Source organism: Pseudomonas sp. JY-Q, assembly GCF_001655295.1.
In the GTDB taxonomy this organism is placed as follows: Bacteria; Pseudomonadota; Gammaproteobacteria; order Pseudomonadales; family Pseudomonadaceae; genus Aquipseudomonas; species Aquipseudomonas alloputida.
The window spans coordinates 180,574-199,104 of record NZ_CP011525.1; the positions used below are offsets into that span (position 1 = coordinate 180,574).

Below are 18,531 nucleotides of genomic sequence, written 5' to 3' on the forward strand. Positions count from 1 at the left end.
AACGCCCCAGGAGAAAACAACATGACTCTGCGTAAGATCGCAGGGCTAGGAGCCCTATTGTCCCTCGTAATGCCCGGGCTTGCCCTGGCAGAGGAAGCTGCCCCAGCGCTGAACTCCGGCGACACCGCCTGGATGCTGACCGCAACGGCGCTGGTGCTGTTCATGACCATTCCAGGCCTGGCCCTGTTCTATGGCGGCATGGTGCGTTCCAAGAACGTGCTGTCGGTGATGATGCAGTGCTTTGCAATTACCGGCCTGATGAGCATTCTCTGGGTCGTCTACGGCTACAGCATGGCCTTCGATACCGCCGGTATGGAAAAGGGCGTGCTCAACTTCAACTCTTTCGTTGGCGGCTTCTCCAAGGCCTTCCTCAGCGGCGTCACGCCCAACAGCCTGACCTCGGCCACCGCGCTGTTCCCTGAAGCGGTGTTCATCACCTTCCAGATGACGTTCGCCATCATCACCCCGGCCTTGATCGTCGGCGCCTTTGCCGAGCGCATGAAGTTCTCGGCGATGCTGGTATTCATGGGCATCTGGTTCACCCTGGTGTATGCGCCGATCGCACACATGGTGTGGAGCGGTGACGGTGCCCTGATGTGGGACTGGGGCGTACTGGACTTCGCTGGCGGCACCGTGGTGCACATCAACGCCGGTATCGCAGGCCTGGTCTGCTGCCTGGTACTGGGCAAGCGCAAGGGCTACCCGACCACGCCGATGGCCCCGCACAACCTCGGCTATACCCTGATGGGCGCAGCGATGCTGTGGATCGGCTGGTTCGGTTTCAACGCAGGCTCTGCTGCTGCCGCCAACGGTACTGCCGGCATGGCCATGCTGGTGACTCAGATCGCGACCGCCGCCGCCGCCCTGGGCTGGATGTTCGCCGAGTGGGTCGGTCACGGTAAGCCAAGTGCTCTGGGCATCGCTTCGGGCGTGGTTGCTGGCCTGGTCGCCATCACCCCGGCTGCGGGCACCGTCGGGCCGATTGGTGCGCTGATTATCGGCCTGGTTTCGGGTGTGCTCTGCTACTTCTGCGCCACCACGCTCAAGCGCAAACTTGGCTATGACGATTCCCTGGATGCCTTCGGCGTGCACGGTGTTGGCGGCATCATCGGTGCCATCCTCACGGGGGTGTTCGCGGCCCCGGCGCTGGGCGGCTTCGGTACCGTCACCGACATCGGCATGCAAGTCTGGATCCAGGCCAAAGGTGTGATTTTCACCGTGGTCTACACCGCCATCGTCACCTACGTGATTCTCAAGGTGCTGGATGTGGTGATGGGCCTGCGGGTCAACGAAGAAGAAGAGTCGGTCGGCCTTGACCTGGCTCAGCACAACGAGCGCGGCTACAACCTGTAACTGCGACGCGGTAAAAACTTGCCCGGCTTGCCGGGCATTTTTTTGCCAGTTTTTCAGCATTTCCCGCACGGCAAACGGTTTATTCGACACGTTCGTGACGTAGGTAAAAAACTTACAAGCCACAGGGCGTTTATGGTGCTTTGCTTTTTCCACGGGCGCGCTAGAATGCGCGCCGAAGGGTGTTTGACGAGTAGTCCACACACTTCGCCAGCCTTTGCTAGGCTTGCCAATAGCGTGTGGCCAGCAGGGGCTAATGGATTTGTCAGGTCCTGCCAGGAGCAGGGCCTGCTGGGTGCCGCCTCCCATCAGGAGTGCCGACCCAAGGGCAGTGGCCTAACCCACGGCCAGTTGAATTTTCACTGGTGGCTGCCGGTCTACGGCTGCACTGGTCTATAACCAACCTGCTTTTCGCAAGTCATGAGGTAGAACATGAGCGACGACGATCTGGAAAATGATGACCTCGAAGTAGGCGACGAAGACGAGGGTGATGAGGTCCTTGAAGGGGCGGCTGATGACGGCGTTGAAGACGCTGGCGATGACGACAGCAGCCCGGCACCCGTTGCCAAGGGCAAATCCAAGGCCGCAGTCTCGGTAGACGAGATGCCGAGCATGGAAGCCAAGCAGAAAGAGCGTGATGCACTGGCCAAGGCGATGGAAGAATTCCTTTCTCGCGGCGGCAAGGTGCAGGAAGTCGAGGCCAACGTGGTCGCTGACCCGCCCAAGAAGCCGGACAACAAGTACGGCAGCCGCCCTATCTGAGTGGCTGATCGCAAAAAAGCCCGCCGTCGCTGCGGGCTTTTTTATGCCTGTGGGTTTTGTGTTGTCCGTGCCCGCGAATGGGCCGCAAAGCGGCCCCGTCAGCGCCAGCGCGCAAGCACGTCAGGTAGTTGCGACAGGCGCTGGATCTCGGCGTCCGGCGCCTGATCGCCAGCCCAGGCCTTGCCTTGCGGGTTGAACCACACCGCCCGCAACCCGGCGCGCTGGGCACCGGCAATGTCATCGCCAGGGTGATCGCCGATGTGCACTGCCGCACCCGCGTCCACCTCGCCCCGGCGCAACGCTTCAAGGAATGGTGCAGGGTCTGGTTTGCCGATGCCCAGGTCCTCGGCGCACAGGGCAAAGCGGAAGTAATCCGCCAGCCCTAGCCGGCTGACGTCGGCATTGCCGTTGGTGACCACGCCCAGGATGTATTGATGGCGCAAGATTTCGAGCACCGGCTGCACCTCTGGGAAGATCTCCACCTGGTGGCGGGCATGCAGGAACACTTCGAAGCCTTCGTTGGCCAGCGCCTGTGCGTGCTGCTCGCTGTAGCCGACCTCTTCCAGGGCATGAAACAGCACGCGCCTGCGCAGGGCACTGATGCGGTGCTTGAGGCCGGGCTCTGCTTGCACCAGGCGCTCGCGGATGGCGAACAGGTGTTCCACCGGCACACTGCCGAGGGTGGGTGCGTTGGCCTCGAGCCAGTCGCGCAGCACGACTTCCGCGGTAGCAATCACCGGCGCGGTGTCCCACAGGGTATCGTCGAGGTCGAAGGTGATCAGCTTGATGCTCATGAGTCTGTGCCTTTGCTGCGTTTGGCCCGAGGGTGGGCGCTGTCGTACACCGCGGCCAGGTGCTGGAAGTCCAGGTGGGTGTAGATTTGCGTCGTGCTGATGTCGGCGTGGCCGAGCATCTCCTGCACCGCGCGCAGGTCCTGGGATGATTCCAGCACATGGCTGGCGAAGGAATGGCGAAGCATGTGCGGGTGCAGGTGTTGGCCCAGCTCACGCTCACCGGCGGCCTTTACCCGCAGCCGAACTGCCTGGGGGCTGATGCGATTGCCCTGGCGGGTGATGAACACTGCACGGTCGCGTGGGTTGCCGATGCCGCGCAAGCGGTACCAGGCCTGCAACGCCTCGCGAGCCTTGCGACCCACCGGCAGTACGCGGGCTTTTCCACCCTTGCCCAGTACCTGCACCAGGCCGGCGGCGAGGTCGAGGTGATCAAGGTCGAGGTTGGTCAGTTCCGATAGGCGTAGGCCTGAGGAATAGAACAGCTCGAGGATCGCCTGGTCACGCCGGGCAATGAAGTCGTCGTCGACGCCACCATCGAGCAGCTGCAGTGCGCGATCGGTATCCAGTACCTTGGGCAGCCGACGCTCACCTTTGGGTGCGCTCAGGCCGGTGGCCGGGTCGTGCTGGCACAGGCCTTCGCGGTTGAGGTAACGGTACAGGCCGCGTACTGCCGACAGCAGGCGTGCCAGGCTGCGCGGGGACTGGCCATGGTGGTGCAAGCGGGCGATCAGCTGGCGCAGTTGCTGGATTTGCAGCGCCTGCCACTCGGCAATGCCGTGTTCTTTGCAGTAGGCGATGACTTTTTCCAGGTCGCGACGGTAGCCCAGCAAGGTGTGCTCCGACACCTGGCGCTCGTTGCGCAGGTGTGCGCAATAAGCCTCCAGCTGGCGTTTCATCAGCGTACCGAGCGCAGTGTCTGGGTAACGCGTGGCACAACGCGGCCGAGCACTTCGGCGATATAGCCGAGGAAAAGGGTGCCGACGCTGCTCTTGTAGTGTTGCGGGTCGCGGCTGCCGATGGCCAGAACCCCATGCAGCCCTTGGTACTCAAGAGCTGCCACGGCGCTGGAGCCTACTTCCCGGCGCTGTTCTTCACCGAACAGGAAAGCCAGCTCGTGCTCGCGCAGGTTGCCACTGACGGTCTTGCCACCGCCCAGCAGGGCACCGATGGCTTGCTGCGCCTCGGCATTGCTGACCCAGCGCCCCACCGGCGCGACGTTGTCGCCGAACAGGATCAGGCTGACGAAGGGCACCTGGAATTCCTGGCGCAGGCTGTCTTCGACCGCCATTACCACTTCTTCCAGGCTGCCGGCATCGAGCAGGTCAAGGATCAGCCGGCGGGTCTTGTCGAACAGCCGGTCGTTGTCGCGGGCCACGTCCATCAGTTGCGACAGGCGATGGCGCATTTCGATGTTGCGGTCACGCAGCAGCTTGAGCTGGCGTTCCACCAGCGACACGCTGTCTCCTCGCTGGTGCGGGATGTGCTGTTCGATCAGCAGCTCGTCGTGCTCGGCGAAGAAGGTGGGGTGGGCGCGCAGGTAGGCGACCACCGCTTCGGCATCGAGCTCGGCGGACTGCTTGGGTACAACCTTGGGCTGATCGGTCATGGCGGTTACTCGTTTAGAGACGAACCTGTCCTTCGTAGACGCGTACGGCCGGGCCGGTCATCATCACGGGCTTGCCGGGGCCGGCCCATTCGATGTGCAGGCGACCACCGGGCAGGTCGAGGGACACCGGGGAATCCATCCAGCCCTGGCTGATCGCCGCCACGGCTGCGGCGCAGGCGCCGGTGCCGCAAGCCTGGGTTTCGCCGGCGCCGCGTTCCCACACGCGCAGGTTGGCGCGGTGGCGGTCGATGACTTGAATGAAGCCGGCATTCACCCGCTGTGGGAAGCGTGGGTGGTTTTCGATCTTCGGGCCCAGCTCATGCACAGGCGCAGTAAACACGTCGTCGACACGCAGCACGGCGTGCGGGTTACCCATGGACACGGCGGCTATCGAGTACAACTGGCCGTCAACTTCCAGCGGGTAGCTTGGCGCCTGTGCGTCGGCGACAAAGGGAATTTCGGCAGGGATGAAGCGCGGCGGGCCCATGTTGACACTCACCTGGCCGTCGTTCTGCACGTCCAGCACGATGATGCCGCTCTTGGTTTCCACGCGGATGCGCTTTTTCGCGGTCAGGCGCTTGTCCAGCACAAAGCGGGCAAAGCAGCGCGCACCGTTGCCGCATTGCTCGACCTCGGAGCCGTCGGCGTTGAAGATGCGGTAGCGGAAGTCCACTTCCGGGTTGTTCGGCGCCTCGACGATCAGCAACTGGTCAAAGCCGATGCCGGTGTGGCGGTCACCCCATTGCTTGGCGTGCTTGGGCTGAATGTGCGCGTGCTGGCTGACCAGGTCCAGGACCATGAAGTCGTTGCCCAGCCCATGCATCTTGGTAAAACGCAGCAGCATGGGCTTACTCCGGCAGCAGGCTTTCGCCAGCATACAGTTCGGCGACGGTCTCGCGGCGGCGTACTTCGAACGCCTGGTCGCCGTCGACCAGGATTTCAGCGCAACGGCCGCGGGTGTTGTAGTTGGAGCTCATGACAAAACCATAGGCGCCCGCGGACTCTACGGCCAGCAGGTCACCTTCGGCCAGGTTGAGTACGCGGTCCTTGCCGAGGAAGTCGCCAGTCTCGCAGATAGGGCCGACCAGGTCATAGGCACGGCCTTCGCCTGCACGTGGCTTGACCGCGCTGACACCCATCCAGGCCTGGTACAGGGCCGGGCGGATCAGGTCGTTCATCGCTGCATCGATGATCGCGAAGTCCTTGTGTTCGGTGTGCTTGAGGTATTCCACGCGGGTCAGCAGCACGCCAGCGTTGGCGACGATGTAGCGGCCAGGCTCGAACACCAGGGCCAGGTCGCGCTCGCCCACGCGTTCGCGGATGGCCTTGATGTAGTCGGCCACCTGTGGTGGCTGTTCGTCGCGGTAGCGCACGCCGACACCGCCACCCAGGTCCAGGTGGCGCAGGTGTATGCCGCACTCGGCCAGGCGGTCGACCAGCACCAGCAGGCGGTCGAGGGCGTCGAGGAATGGCTCGACGGTGGTCAGTTGCGAGCCGATGTGACAGTCGACACCGACCACTTCCAGGTTCGGTAGCTGTGCGGCGCGTACGTAGATGGCCTCGGCATCGGCAATGGCGATGCCGAACTTGTTTTCTTTAAGGCCGGTGGAGATGTACGGGTGAGTACCGGCATCGACGTCCGGGTTGACCCGCAGCGACACCGGGGCAACCTTGCCCATTTCGGCGGCGACTACTTGCAGGCGCTCCAGCTCGTCGGTGGATTCGACGTTGAAGCAGTGCACGCCAACTTCCAGGGCACGGCGCATGTCTTCACGGGTTTTGCCAACGCCGGAGAACACCACGCGGTCGGCACGCCCGCCAGCGGCCAGTACACGCTCCAGTTCACCACCGGAAACAATGTCAAAGCCTGCGCCCAGGCGCGCCAGCACGTTCAGCACGCCAAGGTTGGAGTTGGCCTTGACCGCGAAGCACACCAGGTGCTCGGTGCCTTGCAGGGCGTCTGCGTAGCTACGGTACTGGGCCTCGATGTGGGCGCGCGAGTACACATAGGTGGGGGTGCCGTAACGTTCAGCAATGGCCGACAGGGCCACGCCTTCCGCGAACAGCTCACCGTCGCGGTAGTTGAAAGCGTTCATCTGGTTTCCTTACTGCGCTGGCGACTGCTCGGACTCGGACTCGGACTGCAGCTCGGGCTGCTGTTCTTGTGCCGGGGCCGGCTTGGCTTTTGGCTGGTGCTGGTGCGACGTGTGCGCTTTGCCGTTATCGCCATCTTCAGGCAGATACAGCGGGCCTTTCTGGCCACAGGCCGAAACGAGGCAGGCAACAGCGACCAGCGCCGCGAAGGAGGAAATCAGGCGCTTCATGGGTGAAATCCTTAGAAAAATGCAGTATTGCGCCCGAGTATACCGAGCGACCGGCGGCTTGCCTATGCAAGGACCGGTCCGCCGGGCGGGCTATGCTTAGCCTCTGCGCAGCCCCCCGTAGGAGCGGGCTCGCCCGCGAAGAGGCCGGTGAACGCAACGGCTAAACCTTTGCATTCGGCGGCAAGCGCCCGTATCTTGCCCGGCTTGCCTGTAACGCAGCCAATTTCGAGGTTCCTGCAATGAGTTTGAGTGAAGCGCGTTTCCATGATCTGGTCGACGCGACCCAACAGGCCCTGGAAGATCTGTTCGACGAGAGCGGTCTGGACCTGGACATGGAGAACTCCGCCGGTGTCCTGACCGTCAAGTTCGAGGGCGGCGCCCAGCTGATCTTCAGCCGTCAGGAGCCATTGCGCCAGCTGTGGCTTGCCGACCGCTCCGGTGGTTTCCACTTCGATTACGACGAAGACAGCGGCAAGTGGGTGTGCGAAAAGAGCGAAGAGTTGCTGGGTGAAATGCTCGAGCGTATCGTCTGGGAGCGGGCCGGCGAGAAGCTGGACTTCGACGAAATCTGACATGAGTAGCGCCCAGGCCCGGCCGCCCAAGCCGCTTTACAGCAACGTCAGCCCTGCAGTGCCGTCACCGTGCATCAGCGTATGCCGGCTGGACGAACAGCGGGTGTGCACCGGTTGCCATCGGCATGTCGAGCACATTCGCGAATGGCGCTCGGCCGATGACGAACGGCGCCGGCAGATCTGCCGCGAGGCCCAGGTCTTGCGCGAGCAGGCTAAGGCACACTGAGCGCAGGGGCTTGAGTATTTGCCCGGCTGTGGTAGTGTCGGGTTCTGCGTCGGTGACGCCAAAGCCTTCTCAAACCCCGCCCTTGGGCGGGGTTTTGCTTTATTTGCACATTGAAAACTGCCTGTTCAAAGGAGTCTGACTGGATCATGAGCACCAAGCCTTCCCTCATCCTCACCCGATTGGACGTACAACGTCTGGAGCGTCTGATCGACAGCCTCGACGAGAGTACGCCGGGTGTGCTCGCCCTGCAGGACGAGCTTGACCGCGCCGAGCAGGTGGTCGGTCACGAGGAAGTGCCGGCGGGCGTGGTGACCATGAACTCGCGGGTGCACTGCCGTGAGGAAGCCAGCGGCAAGGACTACCACCTGACACTGGTGTACCCCAAGGATGCTGGGCCGGAAGGCAAGGTCTCGATCCTGGCGCCGATTGGCTGCGCTTTGCTGGGGCTGTCGGTGGGCGAGCAGATCGACTGGCCGGCACCGGGGGGCAAGACCCTCAAGCTGAAGCTGCTGGAAGTGGAGTACCAGCCGGAGGCGGCGGGCGATTACGACCTGTAAGGGCCAGGGGGCCGTTTCGCGGCCCGTTTGCAGCGCAAGGCTGTTGCTACAGAGAGATGCACTCTTTTGTCGCCGCCTTGTGCTGCGAGTTCAGGCGCCCTCCGCCAAAACCTGCTCCAACCCCTCATTCAGAGCCAGCTCCAGCACCCGCTTGTAGCTCAGGTAGGCCTGCGTTGCCCCCAGCCGGTCATCCAGCAACTCGGACAAATCCAGGTCGGTGATATAGCACCGGTACTGCGCTGTGCCACGGCGCTGACCGATGATCTGCCTGGCCACCACCGCATACAGCTGCTCACCATGTTCCAGCTCGGAAAACTCCTGCTGGTCGCAGTACAGCGTCACATGCGCCACGCCCGCTACACCCGCCTGGATAATCGCCTGTACCTCATAGTAAGGCTGGTCGCTGCCCTCGGCCGGGGCCAGGCGCGGCTCGATGTTGCGTGCCTTGCCTGGGCCGGTGGGCAGCAGCTGCGCGTAGTGGATATCCAGCGAGGCGGGTCGCAGGCTATCGAGGGGCAGGCGGGCATCGCGGCGCATCACCACCGAGCGCAGAAAACGTTGCAGTGGCAACAGCAGATGCGCTTCGTCATGCAGCGGCAGGCGTTGTTGCCACAATGCGTTGTATTCATCCAGCACATACACATCGGCCCAGCCGCCCTGCAGGCGGTAGAACACCTGAATGCAGGCTGGTCGGCCTTGCTCCAGCACCAGGCGCAGGTCGTGGTCCTGCAGCGCATTGGCATCCAGGTACAGCGGGCTGTAGGTGCCTCGCTCTTCGCCCAGGTAGGCCAGTAGCGCCTCATGCTCGGCCAGGGTCGTCAGGCTGACATGCTCGGGCAACAGCTCCAGCACATGGGTGTGGTGGGCCACTTGCAGCAGGTAGCGGTGGTGGAGCCCTTGATCCCGCAGCAGCTGGGCGGTGTCGAAAATTTCCTCTACGCGCTGGCCGATCGGCTGGGCGCGGCTTTGGCAGAAGCAGCGTACTCGCACCCTTGGCCGGTGGCCGCGCTGCGCCGGGCTGTTGAGGAAGTCGCGCAGGCAGCGCACCAGCGCGTGTTCACCGTCATAGCGCTGGACCAGTACCTCGTTCCAGCTGTTGACGGTGACCTGGTCCAGGGTCAGCACCAGGTTTTCGCGCACGCCAGCGTAGCTCAACGCGTCGGTGCGCTCTGTGGTCATCAAAACGTTCAGCTCGCGGTGGTGGCGCAGCGGGTCGACGCCGACGTTGACCAGCAACAACACCTCATCGGCAACGCTGGGCTGCAAAAGGCGCACTTCGCTGACGGTCGGCAAGGGCAGGGGGATACTTTGCCGCAGACAGCCCAGCAGGTTGAACAGCTCAAATTCCCCAAGGTCGCTGGCCCCTGGGTGCAGCGCCATGCGGGTGCTGCTGTCGATCACTCCGTTGCGATGGGCCCAGGTCAGCAGTTCGAGTAGCTCGCGGCAGCGTTTGATCGGGCTGAAGTGCTGCACCTCATGGGTGCTCAGGTTGCCGCTGTACAGCTCCCAGTGGTAGCTGCCCGGCTCCTTGCGGTTGGGTGCCTGGACCAGCGTCAGGGTGCCTTCGGCGAGGTCAGGGGCGATGCCGGGGTTAATCACTTCGACCTTGCCGGCGCGGCGCTCGAAGGCTGCGTACAGGCGCCGGCCCAGCACATTGAGGTCGCGCTGGTCGGCGCGGCTGCTGGCGTTCTGGGTGCGAGCGAACTGGCTGAGGAAGCGATAACTGAGGTTAAGCTCGGCCACCAGCTCACGCCGCTCGACGGCAACCTGCTGCACTTTCCATTGGCTGCGGCTGTCCAGCAGGGCCAACTGGCGCTGGTCCCAGCCCCACTCGTCGGTCAGGCGCTGCAGCAGCCGGCGTTGCCAGCCATGGCTGCGGCCTTGGTCGCTGAGCTTCTTGTTCACCTTCAGGTACAGGCTGCGCCGTACCAGCTCCAGGCGCGCGGGTTCGCCGCGTTGCAGCAGGTAACGTTCGATGCGCCGGTAGACCATCACGTAGGGGTCCAGCTCATCGAGGTCGAGCTGGTTGGCAAATACTGCCTGCTTGTAGTCCAGGCTCAGGCAGCGCACCGCAGGGTGTTCGCCGGCGTAGGCTTCGGTCAGCAGCAGTTTGAGCAGCGATTTGTAGGGCGAGTCGATGCCTTTGAACAATTGCCACAGGCCAGCGCCGACGAACTCACCGGGCGGAATGTGCGCCAGGTTGCCGAGGTCAAGGGCTTCCTGGCTGCGGATAAAGCGCTTGGACAGCAACGTCTGGGTGTAGCTGTAGTAGTTGTGTTCCTCGTACACCGGTACCAGCCACCACAGCGGCGTACGCCCGGCCAGCCACAGGGTGGTGCGGTAGAACTCGTCCAGCAGCAGGTAGTGCTGGGTGGTGCCGCAGTCGTCGGAGCCGAGCTGGCCATCGCGCTGACCCTGGGCGAAGCCCTGTGTGTCGATCAGGAAAAAGTGTGCTTCGGCGCCCAGGCTTGCCGCCCAGGCCTCCAGCAGCTGGCACTTGCGGCGCAGCTCACCCAGCAGCTGTTCGGGCAAGCCGGGTGCATGGCACACCCACAGGTCCATGTCGCTGTGCTCGGCCTGCGCCAGCGAGCCCAGGCTGCCCATCAGGAACAGGCCGTGGATCGGGCGTGGCGGGTTGCCATGCTGGGCCTTGTAAGTGAACGAGCGGGCCAGGCGTTGGGCATCTGCCACCAGCTCGGCGCTTGGCTCGTAAGCCGATACGCCCGCAGGGGTGCTGCCGGAGACGTAACCCGGCAATAGCGGGTGGTTCACGTGAAACAGCAGCGGCAGCAACGACAGTACCTGTTGCTGGCGCGTTGACAGGCCTTCCTTTGCCCGCTGCAGTCGGCCCTGGTTGAGATGCAGGAAGCGCGCACGCAATGTCGCCAGGACCTTGCGGTCGATGCCTTCGTCCAGGTCAGGGCGGATTTCGTGAGGGTGGTTCATTGCGCGCTCGGGCAGGCCATTGAAGCTGTGGCGAGTTTAGCCTGAGTGGCGGGGTCGGATAAGCGGTAATTGAAATTCTGGCGCCATTTTTCCAGCGCTGGCCTGCTCCAGCTTTCGCTGCGCTTCAGGCATGATGGGCGCATTGAGTTCATGTAGAGAGTGTCCAATGCGTGTATGGATCGATGCCGACGCCTGCCCCAAGGCGGCCAAGGATCTGATCGTCAAGTTCGCCCTCAAGCGCAAGTTCGAGGTGGTGATGGTGGCGGGGCAGGCGGTGGCCAAGCCGGCGTTCGCGATCGTGCGTCTGATCGTGGTGCCCAGCGGCATGGATGCGGCCGACGATTACATAGTGGAGCACGCCGTGCCTGGCGAGCTGGTGATCTGCAGTGACGTGCCGCTGGCCGACCGCCTGGTGAAAAAGGGCGTGGCCGCACTGGACCCGCGTGGGCGTGAGTTCGACGAGCGCAACATGGGCGACCGCCTGGCGGCGCGCAACCTGTTCACCGAGCTGCGTGAGCAGGGGCAGGTGGGGGGCGGGCAGGCGGCCTATGGCGAACGTGAGAAACAGGCGTTTGCCAATGCACTGGACCGGATCATTGCCCGCCTCTCGAAAAGCTGAGCGCTGACACGGTTCCTGTCGGCGACAGTCCAGCGTGGCGCGGTGGATGGCACCGGCTCTGCCGGTGTTCGCGGGTAAACCCGCTCCTACAGGCGATTGCGCAGGCTTTTCATAAGTTGCCCCCACAGGTACCGAGTGGCCTTGAAGCCTGCGCTGGGCCTGTGGGAGCGGGCATGCCCGTGAAGAAGCCAACGCAGTAATTTACTCGTGCGTCAGCTCCAGCACTCGGTCCACCAGCTTGTAGATCCCGCCCGCCGCCTCGCTGATCGACTTGGCCTCCATGTACGCCGGGGTAGTCACGAGCTTGCGCTGGGTGTCTTCGACAATGTCGTGTACATCGCACGCTTCATGGGTGCCGCCCATCTTCTCGACAGCCGCCGCAGTGCCGGCATCGCTGCCGATGGTGCAGACCACGCCCGGCCCGTAGATCTTCGCCGCAAGCGCCGGCGAGATGCAGATCAGGCCAACGGGTTTACAGGCGTCGGCAAAGGCTTCGGCCAAGGCCAGCACGTCTGGGTTCACGCTGCAGTTGGCGCCTTCCACGGCAAAGTTGGACAGGTTTTTAGCCACCCCGAAACCGCCCGGCACGATCAGTGCGTCGAAGTCTTCGGCCTTGGCTTCACGGATATCCTTGACCTCGCCGCGGGCAATGCGCGCCGACTCCACCAGCACATTGCGCGATTCGGGCATTTCTTCGCCGGTCAGATGGTTGATTACATGCATCTGTGCGATGTTCGGCGCGAAGCACTGCACCTGCGCACCGCGCTGGTCGAGGCGCAGCAGCGTGATCACGCTTTCGTGGATTTCGGCGCCGTCATACACGCCACAGCCGGAAAGAATCACCGCTACTTTTTTTGTCATGCTCATTACTCCAGTGTCGAGGCGCTAAATGTCCTCTAGTTTGGCAGATGTCGCCATAGGGATTCCTGCGGGGGCGGCCTAATCTTGGTGGATAACGCCTGAGGTCGCGCCCATGGACCTGATACTGCTGGCCGTGCCGTTCTTTTTTGTGCTGATAGCCGTCGAGCTGGTCGCCGACCGCGTGCGCGGCCAGCACAACTTCACCCTGGCCGACTCGATCAACAGCCTGAGTACCGGCGCACTGTCGACCAGTACCGGCCTGCTGACCAAAGGCGTAGGGCTGGTCACCTATGCTCTGGTCTTCGAGCACCTGGCGCTGTTGCAATTGCCGGCGCAGGCAGGGTGGGTCTGGTTGCTGGCCTTTGTCCTGTACGACTTCTGCTACTACTGGCTGCACCGCCTGGGGCATGAGCGCAACGTACTGTGGGCTGCGCACTCGGTGCATCACCAGAGCGAGGAGTACAACCTCACCACGGCGCTGCGCCAGACCAGTAGCGGGTTCCTCTTCTCGTGGTTGTTCTACCTGCCGCTGGCGCTGCTGGGTGTGCCGCCACTGGTGTTCATCACCGTCGCCTCGCTCAACCTGCTGTATCAGTTCTGGGTGCATACCCGGCATATCCCTAAACTTGGCTGGCTGGAGTGGGTGTTGATCACGCCGTCCAATCATCGCGTCCACCATGCGCAAAACCCTGCTTACTTGGATCGCAATTACGGTGGTGTGTTCATTCTCTGGGACCGTCTGTTCGGCACGTTCAAGGAGGAGGACCCGGCCGAGCCGGTGGTGTTCGGGGTGACCACGCCGCTGGCCAGCTGGAACCCGCTATGGGCCAACCTGCAGTTCTATGCCCAGCTCTGGCACGACGCCCGGCGCACCACCAGCCTGTGGGACAAGCTGCGTATCTGGTTCATGCCTACCGGCTGGCGCCCGGCCGATGTGGCCGCACGCTACCCACAGGCCAAGCAGGACCTGGCGCTGTTTCGCAAGTTCGAGATTGCCCTGGGGCGCGGGCAACAAGCCTATGTGGCGGCGCAGTTCGTGGTTTATGTGGCCTTGGGCAGCTACCTGATGGACGTGGCCGACCGGGTGTCGGCCGCCGCGCTGGTGCTCGGCTGGTCACTGATGGCGTTTGGTTTGTTCGTGCTGGGCGCGTTGCTGGAGAACCGGCCCTGGTCTGCACGCCTGGAGCTGGCGCGGTTGTGTCTGAATGCGCCGGCATTGTACCTGGCCGGCGCCTTGGGCTTAGCGGTGGTCGCGCCGTTGGCCTGGTTTCTGCTCGTGGCTTACAGCCTGCTCAGCCTCTGGGGGCTGGGCCTGGCTCGCCGCCCTGCGCTCCGCGCGCAAAGTACGGAAGCGCCGGCGCAGCCACAGCAGGCCGCCCAGCGCCACCAGGCCGCCAAGCACCCATAGCTCGTAACGTTTGACGTTGCCCAGCAAGCCTTCGAGGATGGCGCCGAAGTGGTAGGCGGCGGCGCCCAGGGCCACTGCCCAGATGCCCGCGCCAATCCCGTTCAGCAGCAGGTAGCGACGTGGCGGGTAACCCGACAGGCCGATGGCCACCGGCATGACCGTGCGCAAACCATAGACAAAGCGGAAGCTCAGCACCCAGATATCGGGGTGGCGGCGGATATGGTCCAGCGCCCGGTCGCCCATTGCCTGCCAGCGCGGCTTGCGCGCCAGGATCCTGCGCCCGTGGCGTCGGCCCATGAAGTACCACAACTGGTCGCCCGCGTAGCTGCCGAAGAAGGCCACCAGGCACACCAGATTGATATCCATGTAACCGCGGAACGCAAGGAACCCCGCAAGCACCAGAATGGTCTCGCCTTCAAAGAAGGTGCCTAGAAAAAGGGCGAAGTAGCCGAAATCCTGCAGGAATTGTTGAAGCATTTTCTGAGGTGCTGGCGAAATGAACGCGCAGCCTACCCCTTCGCGCGCGTTCGTGAAAGTGTCCAAATGTGTCTCGACGTGAACAATTCCAGCGCAGACAATGCCAGAGGCCCCTTGCCACGGCTTGCCCATATGTGTAACACGGGCGTCATAATGGGCGCTTATCTTGCCGCTCAATAGATGATAGGGCGTTAACGTCCTCAGGAACGCCAGATGAATAATGAAGTGCTAAGCCCTGTCGCGATCAAGGATGCTCAGGAGCTCCCAGAAGAGATGCTGCAGACCCCGCCAGACCTGCCTCCGGCGGCTGAGCCTGTAGCGGAGCCGGTGGCCGAGCCTGCAGCTCCGGTGCCCGCGCCGTCCCCGGCCATCGCCGTCCCTGGCCTGGACGACAGCAGCCTGTACATTCATCGCGAACTCTCGCAACTGCAGTTCAATATCCGGGTGCTGGAGCAGGCACTGGATGAGAGCTACCCGCTGCTGGAACGCCTCAAGTTCCTGTTGATCTTCTCCAGCAACCTCGACGAGTTCTTTGAGATTCGTGTCGCAGGCCTGAAGAAGCAGATCAACTTCGCCCGTGAACAGGCCGGCGCCGATGGCCTGCAACCGCACCAGGCGCTGGCGCGTATCAGCGAACTGGTGCACATCGAGGTAGAGCGCCAGTACGCGATCCTTAACGACGTGCTGCTGCCAGAGCTGGAAAAGCACCAGATCCGCTTCATCCGCCGCCGCTACTGGACACCCAAGCTCAAGACCTGGGTACGCCGCTACTTCCGCGACGAAATTGCCCCGATCATTACCCCGATTGGCCTCGACCCGACTCACCCGTTCCCGCTGCTGGTGAACAAGAGCCTCAACTTCATCGTCGAGCTCGAGGGGGTGGACGCCTTCGGTCGCGACTCGGGCCTGGCGATCATTCCGGCGCCACGCCTGCTGCCGCGGGTTATTCGCGTGCCGGAAGAGGTGGGCGGCCCGGGCGCAAACTATGTGTTCCTGTCGTCGATGATCCACGCGCACGCCGACGACCTGTTCCAGGGCATGAAGGTGAAGGGCTGCTACCAGTTCCGACTGACGCGCAACGCCGACCTGGCGCTTGACTCTGAAGAGGTCGACGACCTGGCCCGCGCGCTGCGCGGCGAGCTGTTCTCGCGCCGCTACGGTGATGCCGTGCGCCTGGAAGTGGCCGACACCTGCCCGAAACACCTGTCGGACTACCTGTTGAAGCAGTTCAGCCTCAGCGAAAGTGAGCTGTACCAGGTCAATGGCCCGGTCAACCTCACCCGCCTGTTCAGCATCACCGGCCTGGACAGCCACCCGGAGCTGCAATACACACCGTTCACCCCGGCGATCCCCAAGCTGCTGGCGAACGCTGACAACATTTTCAGTGTGATCAGCAAGCAGGACATCCTGCTGATGCACCCGTTCGAGTCCTTCACGCCAGTGGTCGACCTGCTGCGCCAGGCCGCCAAGGACCCGCACGTGCTCGCCGTGCGCCAGACCCTGTACCGCTCGGGGGCTAACTCGGAAATCGTCGACGCCCTGGTGGACGCAGCGCGTAACGGCAAGGAGGTCACTGCGGTGATCGAGTTGCGTGCGCGTTTTGACGAAGAGTCCAACCTGCAGATGGCCAGCCGCCTGCAAGCGGCCGGTGCGGTAGTGATCTACGGTGTGGTCGGCTTCAAGACCCACGCCAAGATGATGCTGATTCTGCGCCGCGAGCAGGGCGAGATCGTGCGTTATGCGCACCTGGGTACCGGTAACTACCACGCCGGCAACGCCCGCCTGTACACCGACTACAGCCTGCTGACCTCTGACGATGCGCTCACCGAAGACGTCGGCAAGCTGTTCAGCCAGTTGATCGGCATGGGCAAGACCTTGCGCATGAAGAAGCTGCTGCATGCGCCGTTCACCCTGAAAAAGGGCATGCTCGACATGATCGCGCGGGAAACCCAGTTTGCCCTTGAAGGCAAGCCGGCGCACATCATCGCCAAGTTCAATTCGCTGACCGACGCCAAAGTCATCAAGGCGCTGTACAAGGCCAGCCAGTCGGGCGTGAAAATCGACTTGGTGGTGCGTGGCATGTGCTGCCTGCGCCCGGGCATTCCGGGGGTTTCGCACAACATCCAGGTGCGCTCGATCATTGGCCGCTTCCTCGAGCACACGCGGGTGTTCTACTTCCTCAATGGCGGCGAAGAGCAGATCTACCTGTCCAGCGCCGACTGGATGGAGCGCAACCTCGACAAGCGTGTCGAGACCTGCTTCCCGGTGGAAGGCAAGAAACTGTTGCTGCGGGTGAAGAAGGAGCTGGAAGGCTACCTGACCGACAATACCCACGCCTGGACCTTGCAGCCGGACGGGCGCTACGTGCGCAGCACCCCGACCGGCAACCAGAACCCGCGCAGCGTTCAGGCGACCTTGCTGGAGCGCCTGAGCAACCCGGTCCTCAACGTACGCTGAGGACGAAGCCGACCCGGGCCAGCCACTCCGCCTCGTTGGCGAAGTCGGCCTGGGTCAGCTGGTTCTGCTCCAGCCAACCGTCAGGGAAGGCTACATCCAGGCTGTTGTCCCCGCCGTGCAGTTCTACCTTTGGCATTTGCTGAGTGCCGCGGATGTGGTGGAACAGGATGGCAAAGCGCAGCAGCACGCACAGGCGCAGCAGCTTGACCCCTTCATCACCCAGTTCGGCGTAACGGTCCTTGGGGATGTTGCGGCGGTGGCCGCGTACCAGCAGGGCCATCATCTGCTGATCTTCCCGGGAAAAGCCTGCCAGGTCCGAGTGCTCGATCAGATAGGCGCCGTGCTTGTGGTAGTGATAATGGGCAATGTCCAGCCCGATTTCGTGCACTTTCGCGGCCCAGCCCAGTAGATCGCGCCAGTTTCCGTCTTTCAGGTTCCAAGCGTCGGCCACCTGGTCGAATGCGTGCAACGCCTTGCGCTCGACGCGCGCAGCCTGGCCCTGGTCCACGTGATAGCGCTCCATCAGCGAGTTCAGGGTGCGTTCGCGCACGTCTTCGTGGTGGTGGCGGCCAAGCAGATCGAACAGCACACCTTCGCGCAGGGCGCCGTCGCAGTGGTCCATGCGGTTCAGTTCAAGGGCATCGAAGATCGCTTCGAGAATCGCCAAGCCCGCCGGGAAGATAGTGCGGCGGTCTGGCTTGACGCCGTCGAAGTCGATCTTGTCGACCTCGCCCAGCTTGAACAGCTTGCGTTTGACCCAGGCCAGGCCTTCGGCGTTGACCTCGCCATTGCCCAGGCCACCGGCCTTGATGGCAGCGCCGATGGCGCGAATGGTGCCGGATGAGCCGATGGCCTCATCCCAGGTCAGGCGGTGCAGGGCATTTTCGATGCTCATCAGTTCCAGGCGCGCGGCCGTGTAGGCCTGGGCATAGCGGGCCGGGGTGATCTTGCCGTCGCGGAAGTAACGCTGGGTAAAGCTCACGCAACCCATCTGCAGGCTTTCACGCAGCAGCGGCTCGAAGCGCTGGCCGATGATGAACTCGGTACTGCCGCCGCCGATGTCGGCCACCAGGCGCTTGCCGGGGGTGTCGGCCAGGGTGTGCGACACGCCCAGGTAGATCAGGCGCGCCTCTTCACGGCCAGAGATGACCTCCACCGGGTGGCCGAGGATGGCTTCGGCGCGCTGGATGAATTCGTTACGGTTGCGCGCTTCGCGCAAGGCGTTGGTACCGACGATACGCACGGCGCCTGCCGGCATGCCGTTGATCAGCTGGGAAAAGCGCTTGAGGCAATCCAGGCCCCTTTCCATTGCCTCTTCACTGAGCATGCGCTCTTCGTCGATGCCGGCGGCCAGTTGAACCTTCTCGCCGAGCCGCTCAAGGATACGGATTTCGGTATGGTGGGCCTTGGCCATGACCATGTGAAAACTGTTGGAGCCAAGGTCGATGGCGGCGATCAGGGACAGGTTCTTCGCGATGGTATGCGGCATGATCTGGTTGTTCTCGGTCGTTAACCTGGCAATCGTGCCACGATAGCAGGCTATCGCCAACGCGTGACACTCAGCCGTTGTAC

Annotated in this window: 17 protein-coding genes and 1 pseudogene; 8 read left to right on the forward strand and 10 right to left on the reverse strand. The window is 63.1% G+C overall.

Annotation, left to right across the window (positions count from 1 at the left end; all coding sequences use genetic code 11):
- The first annotated feature begins 21 nt into the window (after window positions 1-21).
- Window positions 22-1,353: an ammonium transporter gene (locus AA098_RS00805; protein WP_003253642.1), complete on the forward strand. Its 1,332-nt coding sequence runs from the start codon at window positions 22-24 to the stop codon at window positions 1,351-1,353.
- A 429-nt stretch (window positions 1,354-1,782) separates the two neighbouring features.
- Window positions 1,783-2,112 (forward strand): transcriptional regulator SutA, encoded by a 330-nt coding sequence (gene sutA, locus AA098_RS00810; RefSeq protein ID WP_003253643.1) that lies wholly within the window; start codon window positions 1,783-1,785, stop codon window positions 2,110-2,112.
- Between the two features lie 98 nt (window positions 2,113-2,210).
- On the opposite strand, the gene AA098_RS00815 is transcribed toward sutA, so the two are convergent.
- Genes AA098_RS00815 through AA098_RS00840 form a run of 6 tightly spaced genes read right to left on the reverse strand, consistent with a single transcriptional unit; the run spans window position 2,211 to window position 6,836 of the window.
- Window positions 2,211-2,906 carry an HAD family hydrolase gene (locus AA098_RS00815; RefSeq protein ID WP_003253644.1) on the reverse strand — a complete coding sequence of 232 codons (696 nt, stop codon included), beginning with the start codon at window positions 2,904-2,906 and terminating at the stop codon, window positions 2,211-2,213.
- On the reverse strand, window positions 2,903-3,802 hold the full coding sequence (gene xerC, locus AA098_RS00820; protein ID WP_003253645.1) for a tyrosine recombinase XerC: 900 nt from the start codon (window positions 3,800-3,802) through the stop codon (window positions 2,903-2,905). The genes AA098_RS00815 and xerC overlap by 4 nt, the downstream gene beginning before the upstream one ends.
- On the reverse strand, window positions 3,802-4,512 hold the full coding sequence (locus AA098_RS00825) for a DUF484 family protein (protein WP_003253646.1): 711 nt from the start codon (window positions 4,510-4,512) through the stop codon (window positions 3,802-3,804). The genes xerC and AA098_RS00825 overlap by 1 nt, the downstream gene beginning before the upstream one ends.
- Before the next feature lie 13 nt (window positions 4,513-4,525).
- Complete coding sequence (gene dapF / locus AA098_RS00830; RefSeq protein ID WP_003253647.1) at window positions 4,526-5,356, reverse strand: diaminopimelate epimerase; 831 nt, start codon at window positions 5,354-5,356, stop codon at window positions 4,526-4,528.
- 4 nt (window positions 5,357-5,360) lie between these two features.
- Window positions 5,361-6,608, reverse strand: a complete 1,248-nt coding sequence (gene lysA / locus AA098_RS00835; RefSeq protein ID WP_003253648.1) for a diaminopimelate decarboxylase — start codon at window positions 6,606-6,608, stop codon at window positions 5,361-5,363.
- A 9-nt stretch (window positions 6,609-6,617) separates the two neighbouring features.
- Complete coding sequence (locus tag AA098_RS00840; RefSeq protein ID WP_003253649.1) at window positions 6,618-6,836, reverse strand: lipoprotein; 219 nt, start codon at window positions 6,834-6,836, stop codon at window positions 6,618-6,620.
- A gap of 239 nt (window positions 6,837-7,075) precedes the next feature.
- Here AA098_RS00840 and cyaY point away from each other — a divergent pair, with 239 nt between their 5' ends.
- The 3 genes from cyaY to rnk all read left to right on the forward strand — a co-directional run bounded on the left by cyaY (window position 7,076) and on the right by rnk (window position 8,191).
- Window positions 7,076-7,408 (forward strand): iron donor protein CyaY, encoded by a 333-nt coding sequence (gene cyaY, locus AA098_RS00845; protein ID WP_004575827.1) that lies wholly within the window; start codon window positions 7,076-7,078, stop codon window positions 7,406-7,408.
- A gap of 1 nt (window position 7,409) precedes the next feature.
- A complete protein-coding gene (locus AA098_RS00850) occupies window positions 7,410-7,634 on the forward strand; it encodes a DUF1289 domain-containing protein (RefSeq protein ID WP_003253651.1) in 225 nt (74 codons plus the stop codon).
- A gap of 146 nt (window positions 7,635-7,780) precedes the next feature.
- Window positions 7,781-8,191, forward strand: coding sequence for a nucleoside diphosphate kinase regulator (gene rnk, locus AA098_RS00855; protein ID WP_003253652.1), 411 nt, complete (start codon window positions 7,781-7,783; stop codon window positions 8,189-8,191).
- Window positions 8,192-8,281: 90 nt separating this feature from the next.
- On the opposite strand, the gene AA098_RS00860 is transcribed toward rnk, so the two are convergent.
- Entirely contained in the window at window positions 8,282-11,137 is a 2,856-nt protein-coding gene (locus AA098_RS00860) for a class I adenylate cyclase (protein WP_064613737.1), read from the reverse strand.
- 166 nt (window positions 11,138-11,303) lie between these two features.
- Here AA098_RS00860 and AA098_RS00865 point away from each other — a divergent pair, with 166 nt between their 5' ends.
- Window positions 11,304-11,756, forward strand: coding sequence for a YaiI/YqxD family protein (locus AA098_RS00865; RefSeq protein WP_003253654.1), 453 nt, complete (start codon window positions 11,304-11,306; stop codon window positions 11,754-11,756).
- Between the two features lie 201 nt (window positions 11,757-11,957).
- On the opposite strand, the gene elbB is transcribed toward AA098_RS00865, so the two are convergent.
- Window positions 11,958-12,617 carry an isoprenoid biosynthesis glyoxalase ElbB gene (gene elbB, locus AA098_RS00870; protein WP_003253655.1) on the reverse strand — a complete coding sequence of 220 codons (660 nt, stop codon included), beginning with the start codon at window positions 12,615-12,617 and terminating at the stop codon, window positions 11,958-11,960.
- A gap of 112 nt (window positions 12,618-12,729) precedes the next feature.
- Between elbB and AA098_RS29665 the strand changes: the two are divergent.
- Window positions 12,730-13,356 (forward strand): annotated as a pseudogene (locus tag AA098_RS29665) (sterol desaturase family protein); the annotation flags it as partial.
- Window positions 13,357-13,857: 501 nt separating this feature from the next.
- Here AA098_RS29665 and AA098_RS27715 read toward each other — a convergent pair.
- Complete coding sequence (locus AA098_RS27715; RefSeq protein WP_012054060.1) at window positions 13,858-14,502, reverse strand: DedA family protein; 645 nt, start codon at window positions 14,500-14,502, stop codon at window positions 13,858-13,860.
- A gap of 213 nt (window positions 14,503-14,715) precedes the next feature.
- On the opposite strand from AA098_RS27715, the gene ppk1 reads away from it, so the two are divergent.
- Window positions 14,716-16,959 carry a polyphosphate kinase 1 gene (gene ppk1, locus AA098_RS00885; RefSeq protein ID WP_003253658.1) on the forward strand — a complete coding sequence of 748 codons (2,244 nt, stop codon included), beginning with the start codon at window positions 14,716-14,718 and terminating at the stop codon, window positions 16,957-16,959.
- Here the strand turns inward: ppk1 and ppx are convergent.
- Window positions 16,946-18,448: an exopolyphosphatase gene (gene ppx, locus AA098_RS00890; RefSeq protein WP_064613738.1), complete on the reverse strand. Its 1,503-nt coding sequence runs from the start codon at window positions 18,446-18,448 to the stop codon at window positions 16,946-16,948. The two genes, ppk1 and ppx, sit on opposite strands and share 14 nt — an antisense overlap.
- Window positions 18,449-18,531 lie beyond the last annotated feature (83 nt).